Source organism: Mycoplasma sp. 5912, from assembly GCF_054353835.1.
The window spans coordinates 51838-70540 of sequence record NZ_JBTHHI010000003.1; the positions used below are offsets into that span (position 1 = coordinate 51838).

The 18703-nt window shown below is 27.3% G+C and carries 18 protein-coding genes, 3 tRNA genes and 1 other RNA gene; 8 read left to right on the forward strand and 14 right to left on the reverse strand.

Annotated elements, in window-relative coordinates; translation table 4 throughout:
* Positions 1 to 31 precede the first annotated feature (31 nt).
* From greA to ACXYRP_RS01450, 8 genes are all read right to left on the reverse strand, one after another.
* Complete coding sequence (gene greA, locus ACXYRP_RS01415; RefSeq protein ID WP_458614068.1) at positions 32 to 514, reverse strand: transcription elongation factor GreA; 483 nt, start codon at positions 512 to 514, stop codon at positions 32 to 34.
* Positions 504 to 1208 (reverse strand): BC85_0335 family putative methyltransferase, encoded by a 705-nt coding sequence (locus ACXYRP_RS01420; protein WP_458614067.1) that lies wholly within the window; start codon positions 1206 to 1208, stop codon positions 504 to 506. The genes greA and ACXYRP_RS01420 overlap by 11 nt, the downstream gene beginning before the upstream one ends.
* Positions 1184 to 1639, reverse strand: coding sequence for a Holliday junction resolvase RuvX (ruvX, locus tag ACXYRP_RS01425; RefSeq protein WP_458607335.1), 456 nt, complete (start codon positions 1637 to 1639; stop codon positions 1184 to 1186). Before ruvX ends, ACXYRP_RS01420 begins: the two co-directional genes overlap by 25 nt.
* On the reverse strand, positions 1621 to 4248 hold the full coding sequence (gene alaS, locus ACXYRP_RS01430) for an alanine--tRNA ligase (RefSeq protein WP_458615068.1): 2628 nt from the start codon (positions 4246 to 4248) through the stop codon (positions 1621 to 1623). The genes ruvX and alaS overlap by 19 nt, the downstream gene beginning before the upstream one ends.
* Before the next feature lie 8 nt (positions 4249 to 4256).
* Positions 4257 to 5369, reverse strand: coding sequence for a tRNA 2-thiouridine(34) synthase MnmA (gene mnmA / locus ACXYRP_RS01435; protein WP_458615069.1), 1113 nt, complete (start codon positions 5367 to 5369; stop codon positions 4257 to 4259).
* A 69-nt stretch (positions 5370 to 5438) separates the two neighbouring features.
* Entirely contained in the window at positions 5439 to 6881 is a 1443-nt protein-coding gene (gene proS / locus ACXYRP_RS01440; RefSeq protein ID WP_458615070.1) for a proline--tRNA ligase, read from the reverse strand.
* A gap of 74 nt (positions 6882 to 6955) precedes the next feature.
* A tRNA-Gln gene (locus tag ACXYRP_RS01445) sits at positions 6956 to 7030 on the reverse strand.
* 3 nt (positions 7031 to 7033) lie between these two features.
* Positions 7034 to 7117 (reverse strand) — tRNA-Tyr (locus ACXYRP_RS01450).
* A gap of 276 nt (positions 7118 to 7393) precedes the next feature.
* Between ACXYRP_RS01450 and ACXYRP_RS01455 the strand changes: the two genes are divergently transcribed.
* The 7 genes from ACXYRP_RS01455 to ACXYRP_RS01485 all read left to right on the forward strand — a co-directional run bounded on the left by ACXYRP_RS01455 (position 7394) and on the right by ACXYRP_RS01485 (position 12791).
* Positions 7394 to 9013 carry an ABC-F family ATP-binding cassette domain-containing protein gene (locus tag ACXYRP_RS01455; protein WP_458615071.1) on the forward strand — a complete coding sequence of 540 codons (1620 nt, stop codon included), beginning with the start codon at positions 7394 to 7396 and terminating at the stop codon, positions 9011 to 9013.
* A gap of 5 nt (positions 9014 to 9018) precedes the next feature.
* On the forward strand, positions 9019 to 9690 hold the full coding sequence (locus ACXYRP_RS01460) for a hypothetical protein (RefSeq protein WP_458615072.1): 672 nt from the start codon (positions 9019 to 9021) through the stop codon (positions 9688 to 9690).
* Positions 9671 to 11029 (forward strand): HNH endonuclease family protein, encoded by a 1359-nt coding sequence (locus ACXYRP_RS01465; protein WP_458614064.1) that lies wholly within the window; start codon positions 9671 to 9673, stop codon positions 11027 to 11029. Before ACXYRP_RS01460 ends, ACXYRP_RS01465 begins: the two co-directional genes overlap by 20 nt.
* Positions 11022 to 11702, forward strand: coding sequence for a 16S rRNA (uracil(1498)-N(3))-methyltransferase (locus tag ACXYRP_RS01470; protein ID WP_458597585.1), 681 nt, complete (start codon positions 11022 to 11024; stop codon positions 11700 to 11702). Before ACXYRP_RS01465 ends, ACXYRP_RS01470 begins: the two co-directional genes overlap by 8 nt.
* Before the next feature lie 129 nt (positions 11703 to 11831).
* Positions 11832 to 12266: a 50S ribosomal protein L13 gene (gene rplM, locus ACXYRP_RS01475; RefSeq protein ID WP_435128939.1), complete on the forward strand. Its 435-nt coding sequence runs from the start codon at positions 11832 to 11834 to the stop codon at positions 12264 to 12266.
* Positions 12266 to 12661: a 30S ribosomal protein S9 gene (rpsI, locus tag ACXYRP_RS01480; RefSeq protein ID WP_435128936.1), complete on the forward strand. Its 396-nt coding sequence runs from the start codon at positions 12266 to 12268 to the stop codon at positions 12659 to 12661. Before rplM ends, rpsI begins: the two co-directional genes overlap by 1 nt.
* 53 nt (positions 12662 to 12714) lie before the next feature.
* Positions 12715 to 12791, forward strand: a tRNA-Ile gene (locus ACXYRP_RS01485).
* A gap of 62 nt (positions 12792 to 12853) precedes the next feature.
* Here ACXYRP_RS01485 and ACXYRP_RS01490 read toward each other — a convergent pair.
* From ACXYRP_RS01490 to ACXYRP_RS01500, 3 genes are all read right to left on the reverse strand, one after another.
* Positions 12854 to 13516 (reverse strand): hypothetical protein, encoded by a 663-nt coding sequence (locus tag ACXYRP_RS01490; protein WP_458597586.1) that lies wholly within the window; start codon positions 13514 to 13516, stop codon positions 12854 to 12856.
* Between the two features lie 75 nt (positions 13517 to 13591).
* Positions 13592 to 13954: a hypothetical protein gene (locus ACXYRP_RS01495; protein ID WP_458597587.1), complete on the reverse strand. Its 363-nt coding sequence runs from the start codon at positions 13952 to 13954 to the stop codon at positions 13592 to 13594.
* 376 nt (positions 13955 to 14330) lie between these two features.
* Positions 14331 to 15746, reverse strand: coding sequence for a hypothetical protein (locus ACXYRP_RS01500; RefSeq protein WP_458615073.1), 1416 nt, complete (start codon positions 15744 to 15746; stop codon positions 14331 to 14333).
* A gap of 230 nt (positions 15747 to 15976) precedes the next feature.
* Between ACXYRP_RS01500 and ACXYRP_RS01505 the strand changes: the two genes are divergently transcribed.
* Entirely contained in the window at positions 15977 to 17044 is a 1068-nt protein-coding gene (locus ACXYRP_RS01505; RefSeq protein WP_458615074.1) for a hypothetical protein, read from the forward strand.
* Between the two features lie 31 nt (positions 17045 to 17075).
* Here the strand turns inward: ACXYRP_RS01505 and ssrA are convergent.
* The 3 genes from ssrA to ACXYRP_RS01520 all read right to left on the reverse strand — a co-directional run bounded on the left by ssrA (position 17076) and on the right by ACXYRP_RS01520 (position 18701).
* Positions 17076 to 17454, reverse strand: a transfer-messenger RNA (tmRNA) gene (ssrA, locus tag ACXYRP_RS01510).
* The gene (smpB, locus tag ACXYRP_RS01515; RefSeq protein WP_458597590.1) at positions 17445 to 17891 is read right to left on the reverse strand and encodes an SsrA-binding protein; all 447 of its coding nucleotides are present in this window, start codon (positions 17889 to 17891) and stop codon (positions 17445 to 17447) included. The genes ssrA and smpB overlap by 10 nt, the downstream gene beginning before the upstream one ends.
* Positions 17892 to 17972: 81 nt before the next feature.
* Positions 17973 to 18701 (reverse strand): hypothetical protein, encoded by a 729-nt coding sequence (locus ACXYRP_RS01520; RefSeq protein WP_458597591.1) that lies wholly within the window; start codon positions 18699 to 18701, stop codon positions 17973 to 17975.
* Positions 18702 to 18703: the final 2 nt, after the last annotated feature.

Consider the following 18703-nt stretch of genomic DNA (forward strand, 5'->3'; position numbering starts at 1 on the left):
TAAAAAAGCCGTAGCAAAATACGGCTTAATTCTATAAATGTTCTACATTTATAATTTTTACAGAATATTTATTTGGAGCTTCAATTTCAATAATATCTCCTGGTTTTCTACCAATCATAGCAACTGCTAAAGGACTTGACATTGATACCTTATTTTCAAACGGATTGGTATCGTGTGATCCAGTAATAGTAACTGACTTTTCTACTTTCTTTTCCAGCACTAAAAACGTTACCAACGAGTTTATTCCAACGGTGGTATCAGATTTATCATGTTTTGATTCGATAATTTGTGCATTATCAAGAATATTCTCAAGTTCGCTTATACGTCCTTCGACAATTCCCTGACGTTCCCTTGCTGCATCGTATTCGGCATTTTCAGATAAGTCACCTTGAGCACGTGCTTCTTTAAGGGCTTCCTGCACCGCCTTACGTTCAATGTTGACTAAATTTTCATATTCAGTTTTATACTCATCATATTTTTCTTGTGAAAGGTAAATAATGTTTTTATTGTCCATTTGATACTCCTAAATTATCTGTTATTATATCGCTTTTTACAATAAACAAGAATCGATTTGTAATATATGATACTTCATGCTTAATATTTTTATTTTTAAGTTTTTTATCTAACTCTAAAATTTCTGAATTTTTATATTTCTTTAGGTTTATTGCAAGCATACCATTTGCGTTGAGATTCGGATAATAATTTTCATACAAAGTATTAAGGTTCTTATCACTGTTAAAAACTGCTACAAAATCAATATTTTCATTATTATAAGGTAATACTGGTTGCATAAATTGATCCGGAAGTTTTCTACGAACTTCATTATATTTTATAAAATCAAATTCATCTAAGTCGTAATAACCTGCTAATTTGACTTTTTCAACCAAGCAAGCAAAAGGGAATAAATCATTTTTCGATATTACTAACAATGAAGTATATTTATTTATATAAAATGTATTAATTAACCCTTCGATATCTAAATCATCTGCTTTAGATTTAAATTCATCTTTGAGAATATACGGTAGCGTACCTATATCATTCCGTAAGGTTTGTATCTGAATTTGTGTTTGTTTTTGTGATTTTTGTACATATTTTTTTCTAATATATCTTGCATAAATTTGTAATCCGATATATATACCGATACCAACCACAAAAACTACAACAGCAGATACTCATAAGCCAGTTATTGTTGCTTGTGATAATTCCATTTAATTTCCTTTCTATGCTTATAATAATCTAAATACTCTTGCAAAATTAAAACTGCTGCTATTTTATCTTTATATAATTTTCTTTTTGCTCTTGTATATCCTGCTGAAATTAAAGTTTCATGAGCTTTTTTAGTTGTGTATTGCTCGTTTACAAATAAATAAGGAATATTAAAATTTTCATCTAATAATTTTGCAAATTGTTCTACCATTAAGGTTCTTTCGCTTTTTTGGCCACTTATTTTAAGTGGGTAACCTAAAATCAAGCCATCAATTTGGTATTGATTTATATACATTTTTATTTTATTTATAACTGCTTGAAAATCATTTTCATCCATTTCAAAATTTTCTAAACCAATTGCTATAATTTCATTTTCATCAGTTATTGCAAAACCACAGGATTTTGTTCCTAAATCTAAACTGAGTTTTCTCATTTAATACTATATAGCAGTTGCAAAATGTTTTTGTTATCAGAAATTTTTCCCATAGCTAAGATGTTGTTTCCACCACCTCTACCATTTAATAGCTGCATAAGTTGCTGTGCAATAAGGTTTGAATTATATTTTTTTGATGCAACAACTAACATTGGATCTATATCAGGAGAAGTTAAAACAACTAAAGCATCTGGATATTTTTCTCGCAATGTTGAGGCAACTATTTTTATTTGTGATTTATCAACTGATGTATTCAAATAAACTTTATGATTGTTAATTTCAACAAACTCCACTGCATCATAGTCAAAAACAAATGATTCAGTCTGTTTTTTACTTTCTTTTATATAATCATTGCGAACTTGCTGTATCTGATTATTTAAATATTCAATTGCTTGTTGCAAATTATTTGGTATCTCAATATCTTTTTTATAATTTGGATTGATTTTTTCAACTTTTTCAATACTTTTATTTAATTCTATAATTAACATATCTTTTTGTTCATTTAAATATTCATTTACTGTTTCAAATGATGAAATAGCGCGAATCCGGTATACACCAGCCGCTTTCTTTTCAACATTAGTAATTTTAAAATCTTCTAAATTAGCAGTATGTGATAAGTGAGTTCCACCACATAAATCGGCTGTAATACCTTCAAATTTTACTATACGGACTGCTTTAGGGTCCATATATTCAGCTTCTTCTAAAGTCATTATTGCACCGATTTCTTTGGCTTGTTCAGTTGACATTATTAAATAATCACGTTTTGCATCTTGTTTAATATATAAATGAATTAAGTCTTCGATTTCTTTAATTTGAGCTTCTGTAGGTTTTTTATCTGCTGGTAAATCAAATGTTAAGCGCTCTTCATTGTTATCGCTACCAAGTTGTTTAATTTGTGGTCCTAAAACTTTTCTTAGAGCACAAAATAACAAGTGAGTTCCGGAGTGGTTTCTCTCTAAACCACGACGAATTTTTTCATCAACATAGCATTCTATTTCATCGAAACGATTAATTTTACCTTCAACCTTATGAATATGGTTTCCGAACTTATCTTTAAAGACATCTATGATAATTATTTTATTATCATTTTGCAGCATATATCCTCGATCGTGTTTTTGCCCACCACCTGTAGCATAAAATGGAGTTTGCTTTAAAATAACATAACTTATTTTATCAGATGTATCAATTTCTTTTTCTGTATCTAGCAGATGTAAAATAGTGGTTTTAGATTTTGTATCAGTATATCCTATAAATTCATCTTCTTTATTTTTAATTAAGGTTAATGAGTTAATAACTTTATCCATTCCTGAAAGTTTTTTACCACGGCTTATTTGACTATGTTTTTCTTTTGCTTGATGATACGAATCCATTTCAATACTTATTCCATCTTGTGCAAGTATTTCAGTTGTTAATTCGATTGGAAATCCATATGTTTCAAATAACTTAAATGCTATTTCACCTGAAAAAATTTTTTGATTTGGCTTTATCTCAGATTTTAATAATAATCTTCCGTTCTCAACTGTTTTTAAGAAATTTTCTTCTTCTTCATAGATAATTTGTGCTACTTTTTTGGCATCATATTCATATGGTAAAGTGCTTTTTATAACATCAACTAATTTATATAAAAAAGGTTTATAAATACCTAATTGCATTGCTATATATGCGCTACGACGCACTAAACGACGTAAAATATAACCACGACCTACATTTGATATCTTAGCACCATCGGCAACAGCATTAACAACTGCACGCATATGATCAGCAATTATTTTAAAATAACTATTTATTTTATTTTGCTCAGGTTCTTTGGTAAAATAGTTATTTATATCATATCTAAAACTAGTATATTTTTCTATTTCATAAATTATTGGTAAAAACAAGTCAGTATCATAGTTTGTAGGGGCATCTTGTAAAATTGAAACAATTCTTTCAAAACCTGCACCTGTATCAATATTTTTTTGCTTAAGTTCTATATAGTTTCCTTCACCATCTGAATTATAAGTAGAAAACACAATATTTCATATTTCAATGTAGCGGTCATTTTCAATATCTTGTTTTAAAAGTTCGATGCCACGACTATCGTATTTTTGTCCACGATCATAAAATATTTCAGTATTAGGTCCACAAGGTCCAGATCCTACTTCTCAGAAATTTGTATCTTTTGTCCCTGCTATCAAGTGTTTTTCCGAAATTCCATGACTTAATCACAGATTCTTGGTTTCTAAATCTTCATAATAATATGTAAAATATAACTTTTCTTTTGGTAGTTTTAAATCATTTAATAAAAACTCTATCGCAAATTCAATAGCTTCTTTTTTAAAATAATCCCCTATCGAAAAATTTCCAAGCATTTCAAAAAAAGTATGGTGTCGAGCTGTTACCCCGACATTTTCTATGTCATTAGTTCGAATCGATTTTTGTGAGTTAGTTAAACGTCGAGATTGTGGAATTTTTTTTCCTGAAAAATAATCTTTTAAGGTTGCTACACCCGAATTAATTCAAAGTAATGATGGATCATTTTGTGGAATCAAACTTTTTGATTCAACAATATAGTGATTTTTAGATGCAAAAAAATCTAACCATCTTTGTCTTATTTCTTTTGATTTCATTATGCTCCTTATAAATAATCTAACCTTTTATCTTTATAAAATATTTCATCAATTGTTGCTCCACCAATGCACTTGTCTCCATCATAAATTACAACATATTGCCCCGGAGTAACTGCAGAAGATGTTTGAGAATAAGATACTTTTATATGTGTATCACTTAATATTTCAAGTTTAATTGGTATATCTTCTTGACGATATCGAAATTTAGCAGTCAAATTATTTTTATCAAACTCTGTATGATTAAAGGTGTAGTTCGAAGCAATCAAAGCATCCGAAAGCAGTCACTGCATTTGAGTGCTTGGTGCTACATAAATAATGTTTTTTGTTACATCTCTTCCGCAAACATAATAAGGTTGCTCCATCCCACCTAAATTAAGTCCTTTGCGTTGTCCGATTGTATAATAAAAACTTCCTATATGTCTTCCTATTATTTTATTAGTTGTAATATCAACAATATCCCCATCACAAGCAGGAATATAATTTTGTAAAAACTCACCAAAATTACGTTCACCGATAAAGCATATTCCTGTCGAATCTTTTTTATCTGCGGTTGCTAAATCAAGTTTATGAGCAAGCTCCCGAATCTGTGGTTTGGTTAGTTCTGCGAGTGGCATTATAACATTGGTAAGTTGCTCGCTGGTTAATTGTGCTAAAAAATATGTTTGATCTTTATTGGTATCTTTTGCACGATATAAATGCCCGTTTTCAACCTTTGCATAATGTCCCATTGCAATATAATCTGCTTTCAGTTCATTAAAAGCATATTTGGCAAACTTGTCAAATTTAATATATTTATTACATAAAATATCAGGATTCGGTGTACGCCCTTTTTGATATTCTGATATAAAGTTTTCAAAAACATTTTGTCAATACTCTTGCACAAAATCAACTCTATATAGTGGTATTTGTAATTTTAATGCAACTTTTTGAGCATCTAAATAATCTTTTTCTTGTGGACAAATATCACTATTCACATCTTTGTTTCCTAGATAATCGTTATTTACTACACTATCTCAATTGCGCATAAATAAACCTACCACTTCATAACCTTGTTGTTTTAATAAATATGCACAAACTGACGAATCAACACCACCACTCATTCCTAAAACAACTCTTGCCATAAACTCCTTTCATCAAATTATAAAACATTTATAAATATGTAAAAATACTAGACAATTTAGCCTAGTATGCTAATATGCTTTAGCGAAAATTACATAGCGATTAGTGATATTATTACAATCTTCAAAAATGCAGTGATTTCTATTCCCTGGTTTTTTAAACAACTTAATCGGTATACATCTGGTGGTAGCACCTGTTTCTTGTTTAATCCGTCTTTCTGCTTCATCTAAGCAACAAAAAGGAGCATAAACAAATTTTCCTGCTTCAATTTGTTGTTTTAATTCTTGATACGAATCTACATAAACCACATTTTCTTTCAATCGTTTTAATGCAGTTTGATATAAGTTATTATGGATATCGGTTAAAGTTTGTTTTACTGTTGCTTTTATATCAGTTATTTTAACTTGAAATTTTTGCAAAGTATCACGACGAACAAAAGTTACCTCATCGTTTTCTAAATCACGTGGTCCTATTTCAATTCTTAATGGAACACCTTGGATTTCGCTATTAGATGCTTTAAATCCAGGATTTCGATCAGAATTATCTAAATTTACACGGAATTTTTTAGATAACTCATTAAATATGAATTTACCTATAACAGATACTTTTTCAGATTTTTTATTAAATAACTCCAAGATATCAACTTGAATTGGTGCAACAAATGGAGGAATAATAATTCCGCGATTATCTCCGTGTGTCATAATAAGGGCACCTAACAAACGAGTAGAAACACCTCAGGATGTTTGATAAACATAATCAAGTGTATTTTCTTTATTTTTGAATGTTATTTCATATGGTTTTGAAAAATTTTGTGCTAGATAATGGCTTGTTCCCGCTTGCAAAGCCTTTCCATCTTTCATCATCGCTTCTAGCGTATATGTCGAGCAAGCTCCTGCAAATTTTTCACTTGGTGTTTTCTTACCTACTATTGTAGGGATTGCAAGAAAATTTTTCAAAAATTTTGCATATGTATTTATCATTTCACGAGTAAATTTTCGGGATTCTAAGGGATCAGAGTGACAGGTATGTCCTTCTTGTCATAAAAACTCACGTGAACGTAAAAATGGGTTAGTGGTTTTTTCCCAACGCACAACATTGGCTCATTGATTATAAATTATTGGTAAATCATTATAGGAATTTATGCTCTTTTTGAATAAATCTGCAAATAAAACTTCAGATGTTGGACGAATAACAAGTGGTTCATCTAATTCACGATCCCCAACACATGTCACAGTTGCTAATTCAGGATTAAATCCCTCAACATGGTCCTTTTCTCTATCAAACAATGATTTAGGTATTAATAATGGTAAATAAACATTTTTAATTCCTTTAAATCTAAAAATTTTATTTAACTCTTTTTGAATAATTTCCCAAATACCATATGAATTTGGTTTGAAAATAATAGAACCTTTTGAAGGTCCGTATGCGATTAAATTCCCGTTTTTAACTACATCTGTATATCACTTAGCGAAATTTTCTTCTAATGGTGTAATTTTTTCTAATTCACGATTCATATTTTGCTATTATACCACTTTCTCTATGTTTAAATTGTGTGTTTGGTCATAAAAAAACACCCCTAAAGGTGATATGGCTGCCCCAGTTAGATTCGAACTAACGCATGTCGGAACCAAAACCCGATGCCTTACCGCTTGGCTATGGGGCAACATGGTGGGGGGAGAGGGATTCGAACCCCCGAATCGTAAGAAAGTGGGTTACAGCCACCCGCATTTGGCCGCTTTGCTATCCCCCCGAGTTGCTAAGATATTATAACAGTTAATAATTTTTTTCATAATTTATTTTCACTTTTTTTATTATCAGATGTAAATTATTAACTATAAAACCATTATTTTGATAATTTTTTAAATTTCTCATTATCAAAATATAATGTAAAACATTATTTTAGTTTTTTTATGTTAAAAAGAAAAATTTAAGATAAAATTAATATGAGCCGACATCGAGCAATATGCTTAATTGTCACAGCCTTCTTTTGAAGGTTTTTTTAAATTTAGCAAACTAAGGGGTAAAAATGTTAGAGATTCAAAATTTAAGTATGGTTTTTAGTGATAAAAAACTTTTTGAAAATGTTAATTTAAAATTTACTGAAGGAAATACATATGGGGTAATTGGAGCAAATGGTGCTGGTAAATCAACATTTTTAAAAATTATGTCTGGTGAACTAGAAGCTTCTGCAGGACAAATTATAAAAGAAAAAAATAAACGCATTTCTGTTTTATCTCAAGACCACAATGCATATAATAATTATAATGTAACCGATGTTGTAATAATGGGAAATACTGATTTATATGCAGTTTTAGAAGAAAAAAATGCCATTTATGCAAATCCCGATGCAACAATGGATGATTACACAAGAGCCGGTGAACTAGAAGATAAATATGGTGAATTAGGGGGCTGAACAGCCGAAAATGATGCACAAGAATTGTTATCAAATCTTTCAATTCCAAAAGAAAAATGAAATGTACCGATGTCACAATTAACAGCTAATCAAAAAATTAAAGTGTTATTGGCAAAAGCATTGTTTGGAAATCCGGATATTTTGATAATGGATGAACCAACTAACCACCTTGATTTACGTTCGATTAAGTGATTAGAAAACTTTTTGACTGATTATCAAAATGTTGTTATCGTTGTTAGTCATGATAGTGATTTTCTTGATGCAATTTGCACTCATATTGTTGATATAGATTATAATGAAGCGAAGATTTATACAGGTAATTATTCATTTTGAAAGCAATCATCTGAATTAGCCCGTGAAATAATGAAACAAAGTAATATTAAAAAAGAAGTACAAATCGAAAAACTTAAAGAATTTATTGCTCGTTTTAGTGCAAATGCTTCAAAATCAAGACAAGCAACAAGTAGAAAAAAAGCACTGGAAAAAATTTCTTTAGATGAAATCAAACCTTCTAATCGCAAATACCCTTATGTTCGTTGAGAAATGAATCGTGATCACGGGAAGCAAATCTTATATGTTGAAAATCTGACTTATAAAAATGAAAATGGTGATGTTTTGTTTGAAAATGTATCATTCACTTTACGTCCTGGTGAAAAAATGGTTATTGTCGGTGATGATGATATTGCTAAAACCAGACTTTTAGAATGTATTATTGGTGAAAGAAAACCATCGAGCGGAACTATAGAATGAGGTCAAACTATAACACCAAGTTATTTCCCTAACGATAACAGTAAATATTTTGATACCAACGAAACCGTTTTAGAATGAATTTCAAAATGACCTTTATTAAATAAAGAAAAAGAGAATAAAGAAAATGACGATGCTCGTATGCGTGGTTTTTTAGGGCGCATGTTATTTAGTAATGATTCAGTATTTAAAAAAGTTTCCGTTACAAGTGGTGGAGAAAAAGCACGTTTAATGTTTTCAAGAATGATGCTTTTAGAATCAAACTTTATTGTTTTAGATCAACCACTTGATCACCTCGATGCAGAAAGCATTGATTCAGTAATAGAAGGAGTTAAAAGTTATAAAGGTGGTGCAATATTCACTACATATAATCGCGCTTTTGTAAATCAATGTGCCGATGTGATTTTAGAGCTTCAATCACCAACAAAAAGTTTTTTATTCCGTGGTAGCCTTGAAGAATACGAAGAAATTATGATGGGTAATTAAAATTTATGAAGATAATAGAAAAAGTGTTAGATAACTTGAAAAACGGTGAAAATCTTTCGCAAAACGTAAATTTTGTGAAAGAATATTTACTTTCTGCAAAAGAAAAAAGTAAAAATGACATTACAAAAGCATTTCGTTATGCAAACGATGATGAATGATATACAACAAAAGAAGATATTAAATTTTTTATTGATAATGCTAAAATTCCCCAAAATAAGGTAATTTGATGTCCGTTTGATTTACCTGATTCAAATTTTGTAACTGTATTTAAAAATAATGGCTATAAAGTTCTTTCATCACACATATATAATAGACAAGATTTTTATAAATATCAACCAGATGAAAATTGAGATATTATCATTAGCAATCCACCATTTAGAAATAAACATAATTTATTAAAAAGACTTCTTGAATTTAACAAACCATGAGCACTGATCTTTGGAATTCAAGCATTAAATAGTGAAAAATTTTGTGATTTTTTACAAAAATTCAAGAGGGTGCAATATGTACATTTAAAACGTAGAATGTGTTTTACAAAGAATTATTTGAACTATGATCATATGAATTTTCAAAGGCCATCATTTGCAAGTATGTGAATTGCTAACGACTTATTCGATAAAGATATCCAGGTATGGAAAGGTGTAGATTACAAAAAAGATGGAAAAGAATATACATAAAAATATAATACAAATTTGTATTTCTGATAAATATTTTGATTCTTTATTTATTCAACTAAAAAATATAGATAGCAAAAAGACACAAAAAGATTTAAAAAGAACCATTTTAGATGAACTTATATATAATAAATTCATTAATAATATTTCTCCAAATAATATCAACTGAATTTTTGAGAAGAAACAATATCAAGGTTTGTTTATTACGAATACCAACACACTTGTTTATTTTAGTCAAAAACTAAACAAAAAATTTAAATTAAAAAGCAGAAACGCTTTTATTAAGCAAAACTCTCTACCTATTATTAAATTATACGAAAACAATCCACAATTCAAGAATATTTACCTTTGTTTAAATCCTTTAGATTGATATTTCTTAAAGTTAAAAAATCAAAAACTTTACATTTCAAATTCTGTAATTCTCGATCTTGAACAACTAATATATATAGATTTTAAAATTAGTTATTCATTTTTAGATTTTATAGATCAGAATATAAAAAATAAAACAGAAAACTTATCTAGAAATCTCTCATTAATTCAGTCTATAAAACAGAAACAATTATCTAGTTTAAAAAATAAACTTAATAAGCCGTTAATTATTGAGTATCAAATGATAAAAAATCACATTTTTATTGATGTTTATGGTAAATTTGATGGTGTCAACAGACAAGACACATTATTGTCATGTAAAATTATTTCAAAATTATCACACCAATTTGAACAAAAAACCTTAAATCTTTGATTGCTAAATGGTGATTCTGTTTCTATGAACATAAAAAAGTATGTGACTTCATTAGGTTTTTCCTTCCAGTATAACACAACCGTAAATGAGCAAACTAACAAATATAATTACGATATAGATAAAACAAAACAATTTTTATTAAGAAATCAAAAATTCCTTAGAGCCAATATATATAAAAAATACAATAATTATATTAATATAGGTGAATGTTTTGCTTGTGATTATAATATTAATGAAAATCTTATAACAGCACATATTTATCGTCATACAGATATTCAAGCAGAGCATCAAAAAAATAATATAAGTATCGATGATGCATTTAATTTAACCACATCAGGTGATAACAGATTTCTTTTGTGTCCAAACCATGATAAAGAATATGAAAAAGGTGTTATTTTTTTCGATCCATTTAGTTTTGCTTTCAAGGTAAATAAACACTTTTTTCTAAAGCATGAAACAAAAAAAATAAATTATGTAGATTCAAAACTAATTAATAAATTTAATAATTTACCAAAAAATGCTTTATCATCTATCTTCAATACAAATTTTATAAATAACATTAACAAACATATAACCAGATTAAAAATTATCAATGAATAGATTTTTTGTTAATTGTAAAGAAGATAATTATTTCATTTTGGATGCAGATGTTTTAAAACATCTTAGTGTGATAAGAATACAAGATAGACACTTCATCTGTGTTTATCAAGAAAAATTTTATGAGTGTGTTTTAGAACATAACAAAGCGAAAATAATAAGGGAACTAAATCTTTTTAATGAACATAAATATAAAGTTGTTTTAGCTTTATCGGTTATTAAATATGAAAGATTTGAATGAGCTTTACAAAAAGCTACTGAATTAGGTGTGGATATTATAATACCGATGCAAACAGAATTTACTAATAGGGAGTTAATTAACCATTCTAAATTTCAAAAGAGAATTCCTAGATTTAAAAGCATCATCAAAAATGCTGCAGAACAATCTTTTAGAAATAAAATTCCCGAATTATTACAGTTACAAACTTTTGACCAAGTGATTACATACCAAGTTGATAATAAAATTTTAGCGCATGAAAAGGTTGATTTTCAAATTAAAATAAACCAACCTATATCAGAAAATACTTTATTTTTTGTTGGTCCTGAAGGTGGTTTTAGTGACAAAGAAGTAACAAAAGCCATGGATAATAACATCAAAATAGTTTCACTTGGAAAAAGAATTTTAAGAGCAGAAACTGCTGCAATTTTCATGTTATCACAGCTTGAAATTGACTAATTCATATATATACAAGTCGAATTTAGCATAAAAATTTAAACTTCTTAAATTCGTGTTATATTAATTTTCTGGTATAATAAATTAGCATTTTTAAAAAATATGTCAATTTTAATTAACGTAGGAGGATGTATGAGACAAACAACTATTGTAAATACACAACAAGCAAATAAAAAATGATATGTAATCGATGCTGAAGGACAAGTTTTAGGTCGTCTTGCTGCATTTGTTGCTTCTGTTTTAAGAGGAAAAAATAAACCTACATTTACACCAAATGCTGATATGGGTGATAATGTTGTTATTGTAAATGCCGCTAAAGTTATTTTGACTGCTAAAAAAGATGAACAAAAAATTTACTACTCACACTCAGGTTATCCTGGTGGTTTAAAAAGTATTACAGCAGCAAAGTTAAGAGTAAAAAGACCTACTGCATTAGTAGAAAAAGCAGTTAGTGGAATGATTCCTCATACAAAACTTGGTAATAAACAGCGTCGTAATTTATTTGTTTATGCAGGTCCAGAACATAATCAAAAAGCACAAAATCCAGAAAGATTAGAGGTTAAATAATGAACCAAAAATTAGAATACCGTGGTTTAGGAAGAAGAAAATCATCTGTTGCTCGTGTTAAATTAACACCAGGAAAAGGAAAATTTTTAATCAATAAACGTGATGCTCGTGAATATTTAACATCTGATATATACTTAAAAGATGCTAATCAACCTTTTGTATTAACTGAAACATTCGGAACATTTGATGTTAATGTTAATGTATGTGGTGGTGGATTAAGTGGTCAAGCCGGAGCAATAAGATTGGGTATTGCTCGTGCTTTATTAGAAGCAAGTGCTGATTACCGTGCTATCTTAAAAAAAGCAGGAATGCTTACTAGAGATGCTCGTGCTAAAGAGCGTAAAAAACCTGGATTACGTGCTGCACGTCGTGCAAGACAATTCTCTAAACGTTAATTTTCAAATAATGCTAGATTATTATATAAATATGATATAATAGTCTTGCTTATGCGAGCGTAGCTCAGCTGGTTAGAGCACACGACTGATAATCGTGAGGTCGATGGTTCAAGTCCATTCGTTCGCACCATATCAAATTTGACTAAACAAAAGAAGGTTTTACCTTCTTTTGTTTTTGTCTTTATTGTTTTCTTAAATATTTTCTCGATCTTTGTAAAATAAAAATGCTTGATATAAGTCTTTATAAATTACATTACCATTGCTTAACTCTTTAAAATGATAACCAAAAATTAAAAAATAGAATATCGGTAGTGCAGATTTTGAGTTTATTATAAAGGCCTTTACAGATAACATATTCATCAAAAACTTCTTATTATTATCAAAAAGATGATACAATGGTTTGTTTTCATCTGATTTAGACTCTGTTTCACCACTTAAATATAATTCGCTTTCATCATATTCAAAGTATATTAGTCATTCATTGAAGTTATTTTTCATCTTTTTGTTTTTAATGTACATCTGTATTATAAAATAAAATAAAAGAATAATTATCAAAAGATATACAGCATCAAAAATATGAAAATAACTTAAGGTGTTAATCAAGTCGTTATCAAAGTTGATTATTTTATAAACAGATAAATTTATTAATAATTCATTTAAAAATAAGGAAAAAGTTATAAATAATAAGAAGATACCATATGAATATAGCTTATTTTTACTTTCTTTTATATATAACAATGCACCTTTTTTAAATAATATATTTGTTTTCTTTGCTTCAGAAATATGTATTAGTTTTTCTGTTTTATATAAAAGAAAATTAGTAAATGAATTATCTTGAACAAACAACTTAATCAATAAAGCAAATGAAAATAAAGATATTATGAAAAATAAATTTATAGTCGTTAGTATAATAATGGATACAATCATTATTTAAACTTCCTGATTAAAAAAATTCACATAATCCATATATAAACCATAAAAATAATCACTATGTTCTTCTTTAAAAGATTTGTGCATATCAAAGATAAAAAATGCAAAAATATCATATGCATCGGCTTTGAATAACTTTTTAAATTCCTTAGTTGTCATTATCCTATCCTTAAAATCAAAAATATTTGTTGGTAAATGTATATAATTATTTATCGGCAACCCACTATTAAAATAAATATTTACATCTAGCATATTTTTAGTATCTAAAATGTTTGTATTTTTTACTTTATAATCAAAATATTTAAGTACTTTTTTACCAAGAAAATAACCCTTAAAACAATATCTAAATGTGAATATATCCATAACCAAAAAGGCTATATATATAAATACAAAAAGTAATATCATTTCTGGGAATGTTTTAGAATTCAAATAATGATCTAATAAAATAAATAACAAAGTAAGTGGTGGTAAACTAACAAATCTAAAGATTATGATTATAAACCAATATAATATTTTTCGATTGTAGGTCAATAGATACTTACGAAACTTATATCAACCTTTAATAAAATTTATGTGGTATTCTTTAGTTTTTTGAGTTATATCCCTTATATATGTATCTTTTGTTATAAAAAAGAAGTTTTGATATCTTTTTGTATAAATAACAACAAAAAATATATGTACTAGAATCACAAAACAAATATTTATAATAAGAAAAATAAAAATATATTCTATTGTCATATTATCCTAAATTATCAGTTTTTGTTTTATTAGGTAATTTTCTTATATATCAATAATTATATTTTTTGTTATATACTTTTTTCAACCCTCATAAATGAAGTAATCAATCTGGCTTATCTAACATTTGATTTAAAGTTAATACTTCATTGGTTTTAAGATTTTTGAAAACTAAATTTCTTCCACCTATACCACCTTGGTTATAAGTTTTATTTAGTGGTGTTTCCTTTACAACTACTCATTCTACGGTTTTAATATTATTTAAATTTGATGCGATGTTTTTTAATTTATTCTCTAATGATCTTAGATAGTCATTTACCTGAGCATTCATATTATCTATATTTTTTATTTCTAAACCAGATAAGACTCCATCTAGTATCTCAAGTTCAAATCAAGGAATATGAACAAACATTTTTTGCACAAATACACCTTTACTTACTTTGCTAAATTTAAAAAAATTTCTTTTATAATTTTTAGCAAGAGTATAAATATTTCATGTTCATCCTGAAATTACATTCTTAGCATATGAATAACCTTCTAAAACTCCATCCAGCAATGATGATTCAGGTAAATTAAAAAATCCCTTTAATTCTTTTCTGTTTTTTATATAAGCATCTCTTTGTGTTTCAAAACTATTTATTATAGCACTTAGTATAAAAGAAGTTGTAGCAGACAAACCACTCGCAATGAATCCTAAACCCAAACTAAATATCCCTAAAAAGAAACTAAAAGCAGAAGCGACAGCAGTACCTACTTGTAAACCGTACATAATTTTTAGTCTTTTGTTATATCAAAGTATATTATCATTTATATCTTTATATGTTTTTACAATTTTATCTTTCTCTTTTTCAAGTTCAAAAAACTGCTTTGTAAGTGTTTTTGAGTTTACTTCATTATTATCAATATTAATAACATAACCTTTATTTGTATCTAAAATAACTCTTTTTATTTTTGTTTCATCTCGTAAAGATTCTTTTGTTTGTTCTTTATTATTAGTGATATTAGATTTAAAATTATTCAATGATGTCTTTAATTCTTTTTTAAATTTTTTATATCCATCATTTGAAATAAAATTGTTGATTTTTTCTTGTTGTTCTGGTGTAACTACATTTTTTTCTTTATATATTTTTACAAAATTACTTGCTAGTTCCTTAAAATCAGTTATGGAAATCTCATTGACTGCTTTTACTGTGCCTTTTTTCTTTGACATTAAATTTTCGACTATATTATCAAGTAACACATCTTTATTTTTAAACAAAGATTTAGACAAATATGAAACTTTTTCTAATTCATTATATTTTTCAGTATAAGTAAGGTTTTTAGTTAGCTTACTTTCTATTTGAACATTATTTTGATTTATTCCAGATAAACCACTTAGTCCTGCAATGGGTTCACCTAATTGAAAAATTACTTTTTTCATATAATTCCTTTTATGTTTTAATTTTATCAAAAATTTTGTATTTTATACAACCTATTTATAGACAAATATTAACTTAAATTATATGTTAAGCGATAAAAGTGTATAAGTGTTTCTTCATTTTTTTAATTAAAATGCATAATAATGAAAATATTTTCGTGTTTTTTAGGTAATTTGTCTTGAATTGCCAACTTTCGACTTGTTTTTTTTTTTTTTTTTTGTAAAATAAATCTATGAAACTAATAAGACTTATAAAATATTCAATTTCATCGTTTATACCTGTTATAGCCATTACAACAAGTTGTTCTAAGGTAGAAAGCAAAAAAGAAGAACCTAAAAACCTGGATATTTCATATGATTATGATATTTTTACTGTTCCATATCAATATACAAACTTTATCAATAAGTTAGAAGCACTAGATGCAAATGATTATGATTTTGTGATAATAAAAACAAGTAAAATTGGTATCACAAAGAAGTTTACAAGACAAGAATTTATCAAGCTACAAGCAAAAATTAAGTCAAACACTTTAAAATTTAATCTAGATACTAAATCAGAAACATTGCTTACATTAGATGCAAACAATGATAAAGAACTTAAATCAATTGAAAAAGAATTACAAAAGTTTTTTAATAACTATTATGTGGATATTAATTGATTTGAGGACACATTAAAAAATATGATTCATGATGCAGGTGGCGGAATTAGTGGTAGAATTTCATATCAAAAAGCAGCTCAAAACAATAAACTCAATGAATATAACGAAGTTGTAAGCGAAATAAAAAACTTCTTCATTAAAAATGCCAATATCAAACTTGCCGATGATTTGCAAATAACAGAAATTAATCAAAATATCAAACCAGGTTATTCGCTAAAAATTAAACTTAAAACAAGCGAGAAAAACTACGAATCAAATGTTATTAAAATTGACTTTTCAAAACCTAAAAAAGATTGAAACGATGCAAGAATTATAGATGAAAATTTAAGAAACACAATAACTAAGAAAATGAAAATTGCTATAAATGACTATTTTGAAAGAAATGAAAATGCAAAAAACTTTATAAAATTCATTAAACTATTAATTTTAATCGATGACAGAGGGATCATAGCATCAAAAATTAGTAACTCTCTTTCGAAATTTGTTTGAGAAATGGTTTCTAAACTTCCTTTTATTAAATATGTTCCTTTCTTTTTGAAATATAAGTTAGAATTGATAACAAATAGTTTTGTAAATAGATTCATAAATAGATTCATAAATATTGCAATTGCATCACTGAAAAATAAAATCGCAGCAGGGTAAATACTCTGCTTTTTTTAAAAGGACAAAAAAATGGTGGAAGCAACGGGAATCGAACCCGTGTCCACACATAAATATAATTCATACTTCTACAGTTTAGTTTATTTTATTAATCAAATTATTTAAAACAAACAAAATAAATAACTTGATTTTAGCTTATTTAAGATTATTTATGCTAACTAATAACCCGATCCTTGTAAACCTTGTTTAATAGTCCAGGAAAAACTAAAAACAACTTGCTCTCTAATTCTTATGCGAAAGCAAAATTTGATTGTGTTGCAAAGAACACTGGTGAAACTTCTGGAGTTTCTGTTTTATTATCTTTTCCGTTTAAAAAAGCCTAGTAGAAATTATAGTCTTCCACACTACTGCGATACAAATTTACCTATATATGTCGAAACCATTATGCCCCCAAATAAGTTTTTAAAGTTTTTTGTAACCTTTTTTCAACTTCTTTTTTGGCTATTCTTTCACGTTTGTCATACTTTTTCAACCCTTTAGCAACTGCAATTTCAACTTTTATCTTTGATACTTTGTTAAAATAAATTTTTAAGGGAATAAGTGTAACCTGTTGAGTATCCAAAATATGTTTTAACTTACGAATTTCACTTTTATGCATTAATAACTTACGGATTCGGGTAGGTTCACATTTTACTTGCATATATTCTTTAAAAAATGCTTCATTTAAATATATTTCATTTTTATAAATTGAACCATAAGCAACATCAATACTTACAGAATTAGCGCGGGCTGACTTAACCTCTCATCCTTGTAGTTGAATACCTGCTTCATATTTATCTAAAATTTCATAATCTCGATGCGCTTGCTTATTATTTGCAATAATTTTCATAAGTTAATATATTATACAATTTTATTCGAATCATATAAAATGAGAATCTGTTTTTTATAAACCTTTATACATAATAATTTCTTAATTATTAAAATTTACATAGTCAAAATATAGCCCGTGATAATATGCCTCATGTTCTTTTCTAAATGATTCGTGCATTTTATAAATAAAGAATGCATATACATCCTGTGCATCTGTTTTAAAAGTTTTCTTAAAATAAGAAACTCTTAATAAGCGAACTTTATCGTCAAAAAATCATCTTGGGATATATATATAATTATTTGGTTTCAATCCGTTATTAAAATATACTGATGCATCTAATAGTGGTTGGTCTTCTATAACTATTGCTTGTTTAACACGCAGTTCAAAATGTCTAAGTGACTTTTTACTAAATAAAAAACCTTTAATATAAACATAGAATACAAACATAAATGCACTATAAGGAATAACTAACATACTTAAAAATTGAAATATTCAAATACCGGAAGATCCACCTTCTTTTTGATAAAGCACCATATTAGTAATATAATAAATGAAAATCACAATTAAGAGAAAACTTGTAATTGAAACAATATATAAAAGTTCTTTATAGATTTTATATATATATTTTTGTATTTTATTTCAACCATTAATAAAAGTAATGTGATATTCATTTGATTTTATTTTTATATCACGTTTATAAACATCTTCTATAATAAAACAAGGATATTGATATCTTATAATATACAATAAAATAAAAGTTGGCATCAAAATTAAGAGAATAAAACCCGCCATACCACCATTAATTCCTAAATAAAACTCTAATGGCATTT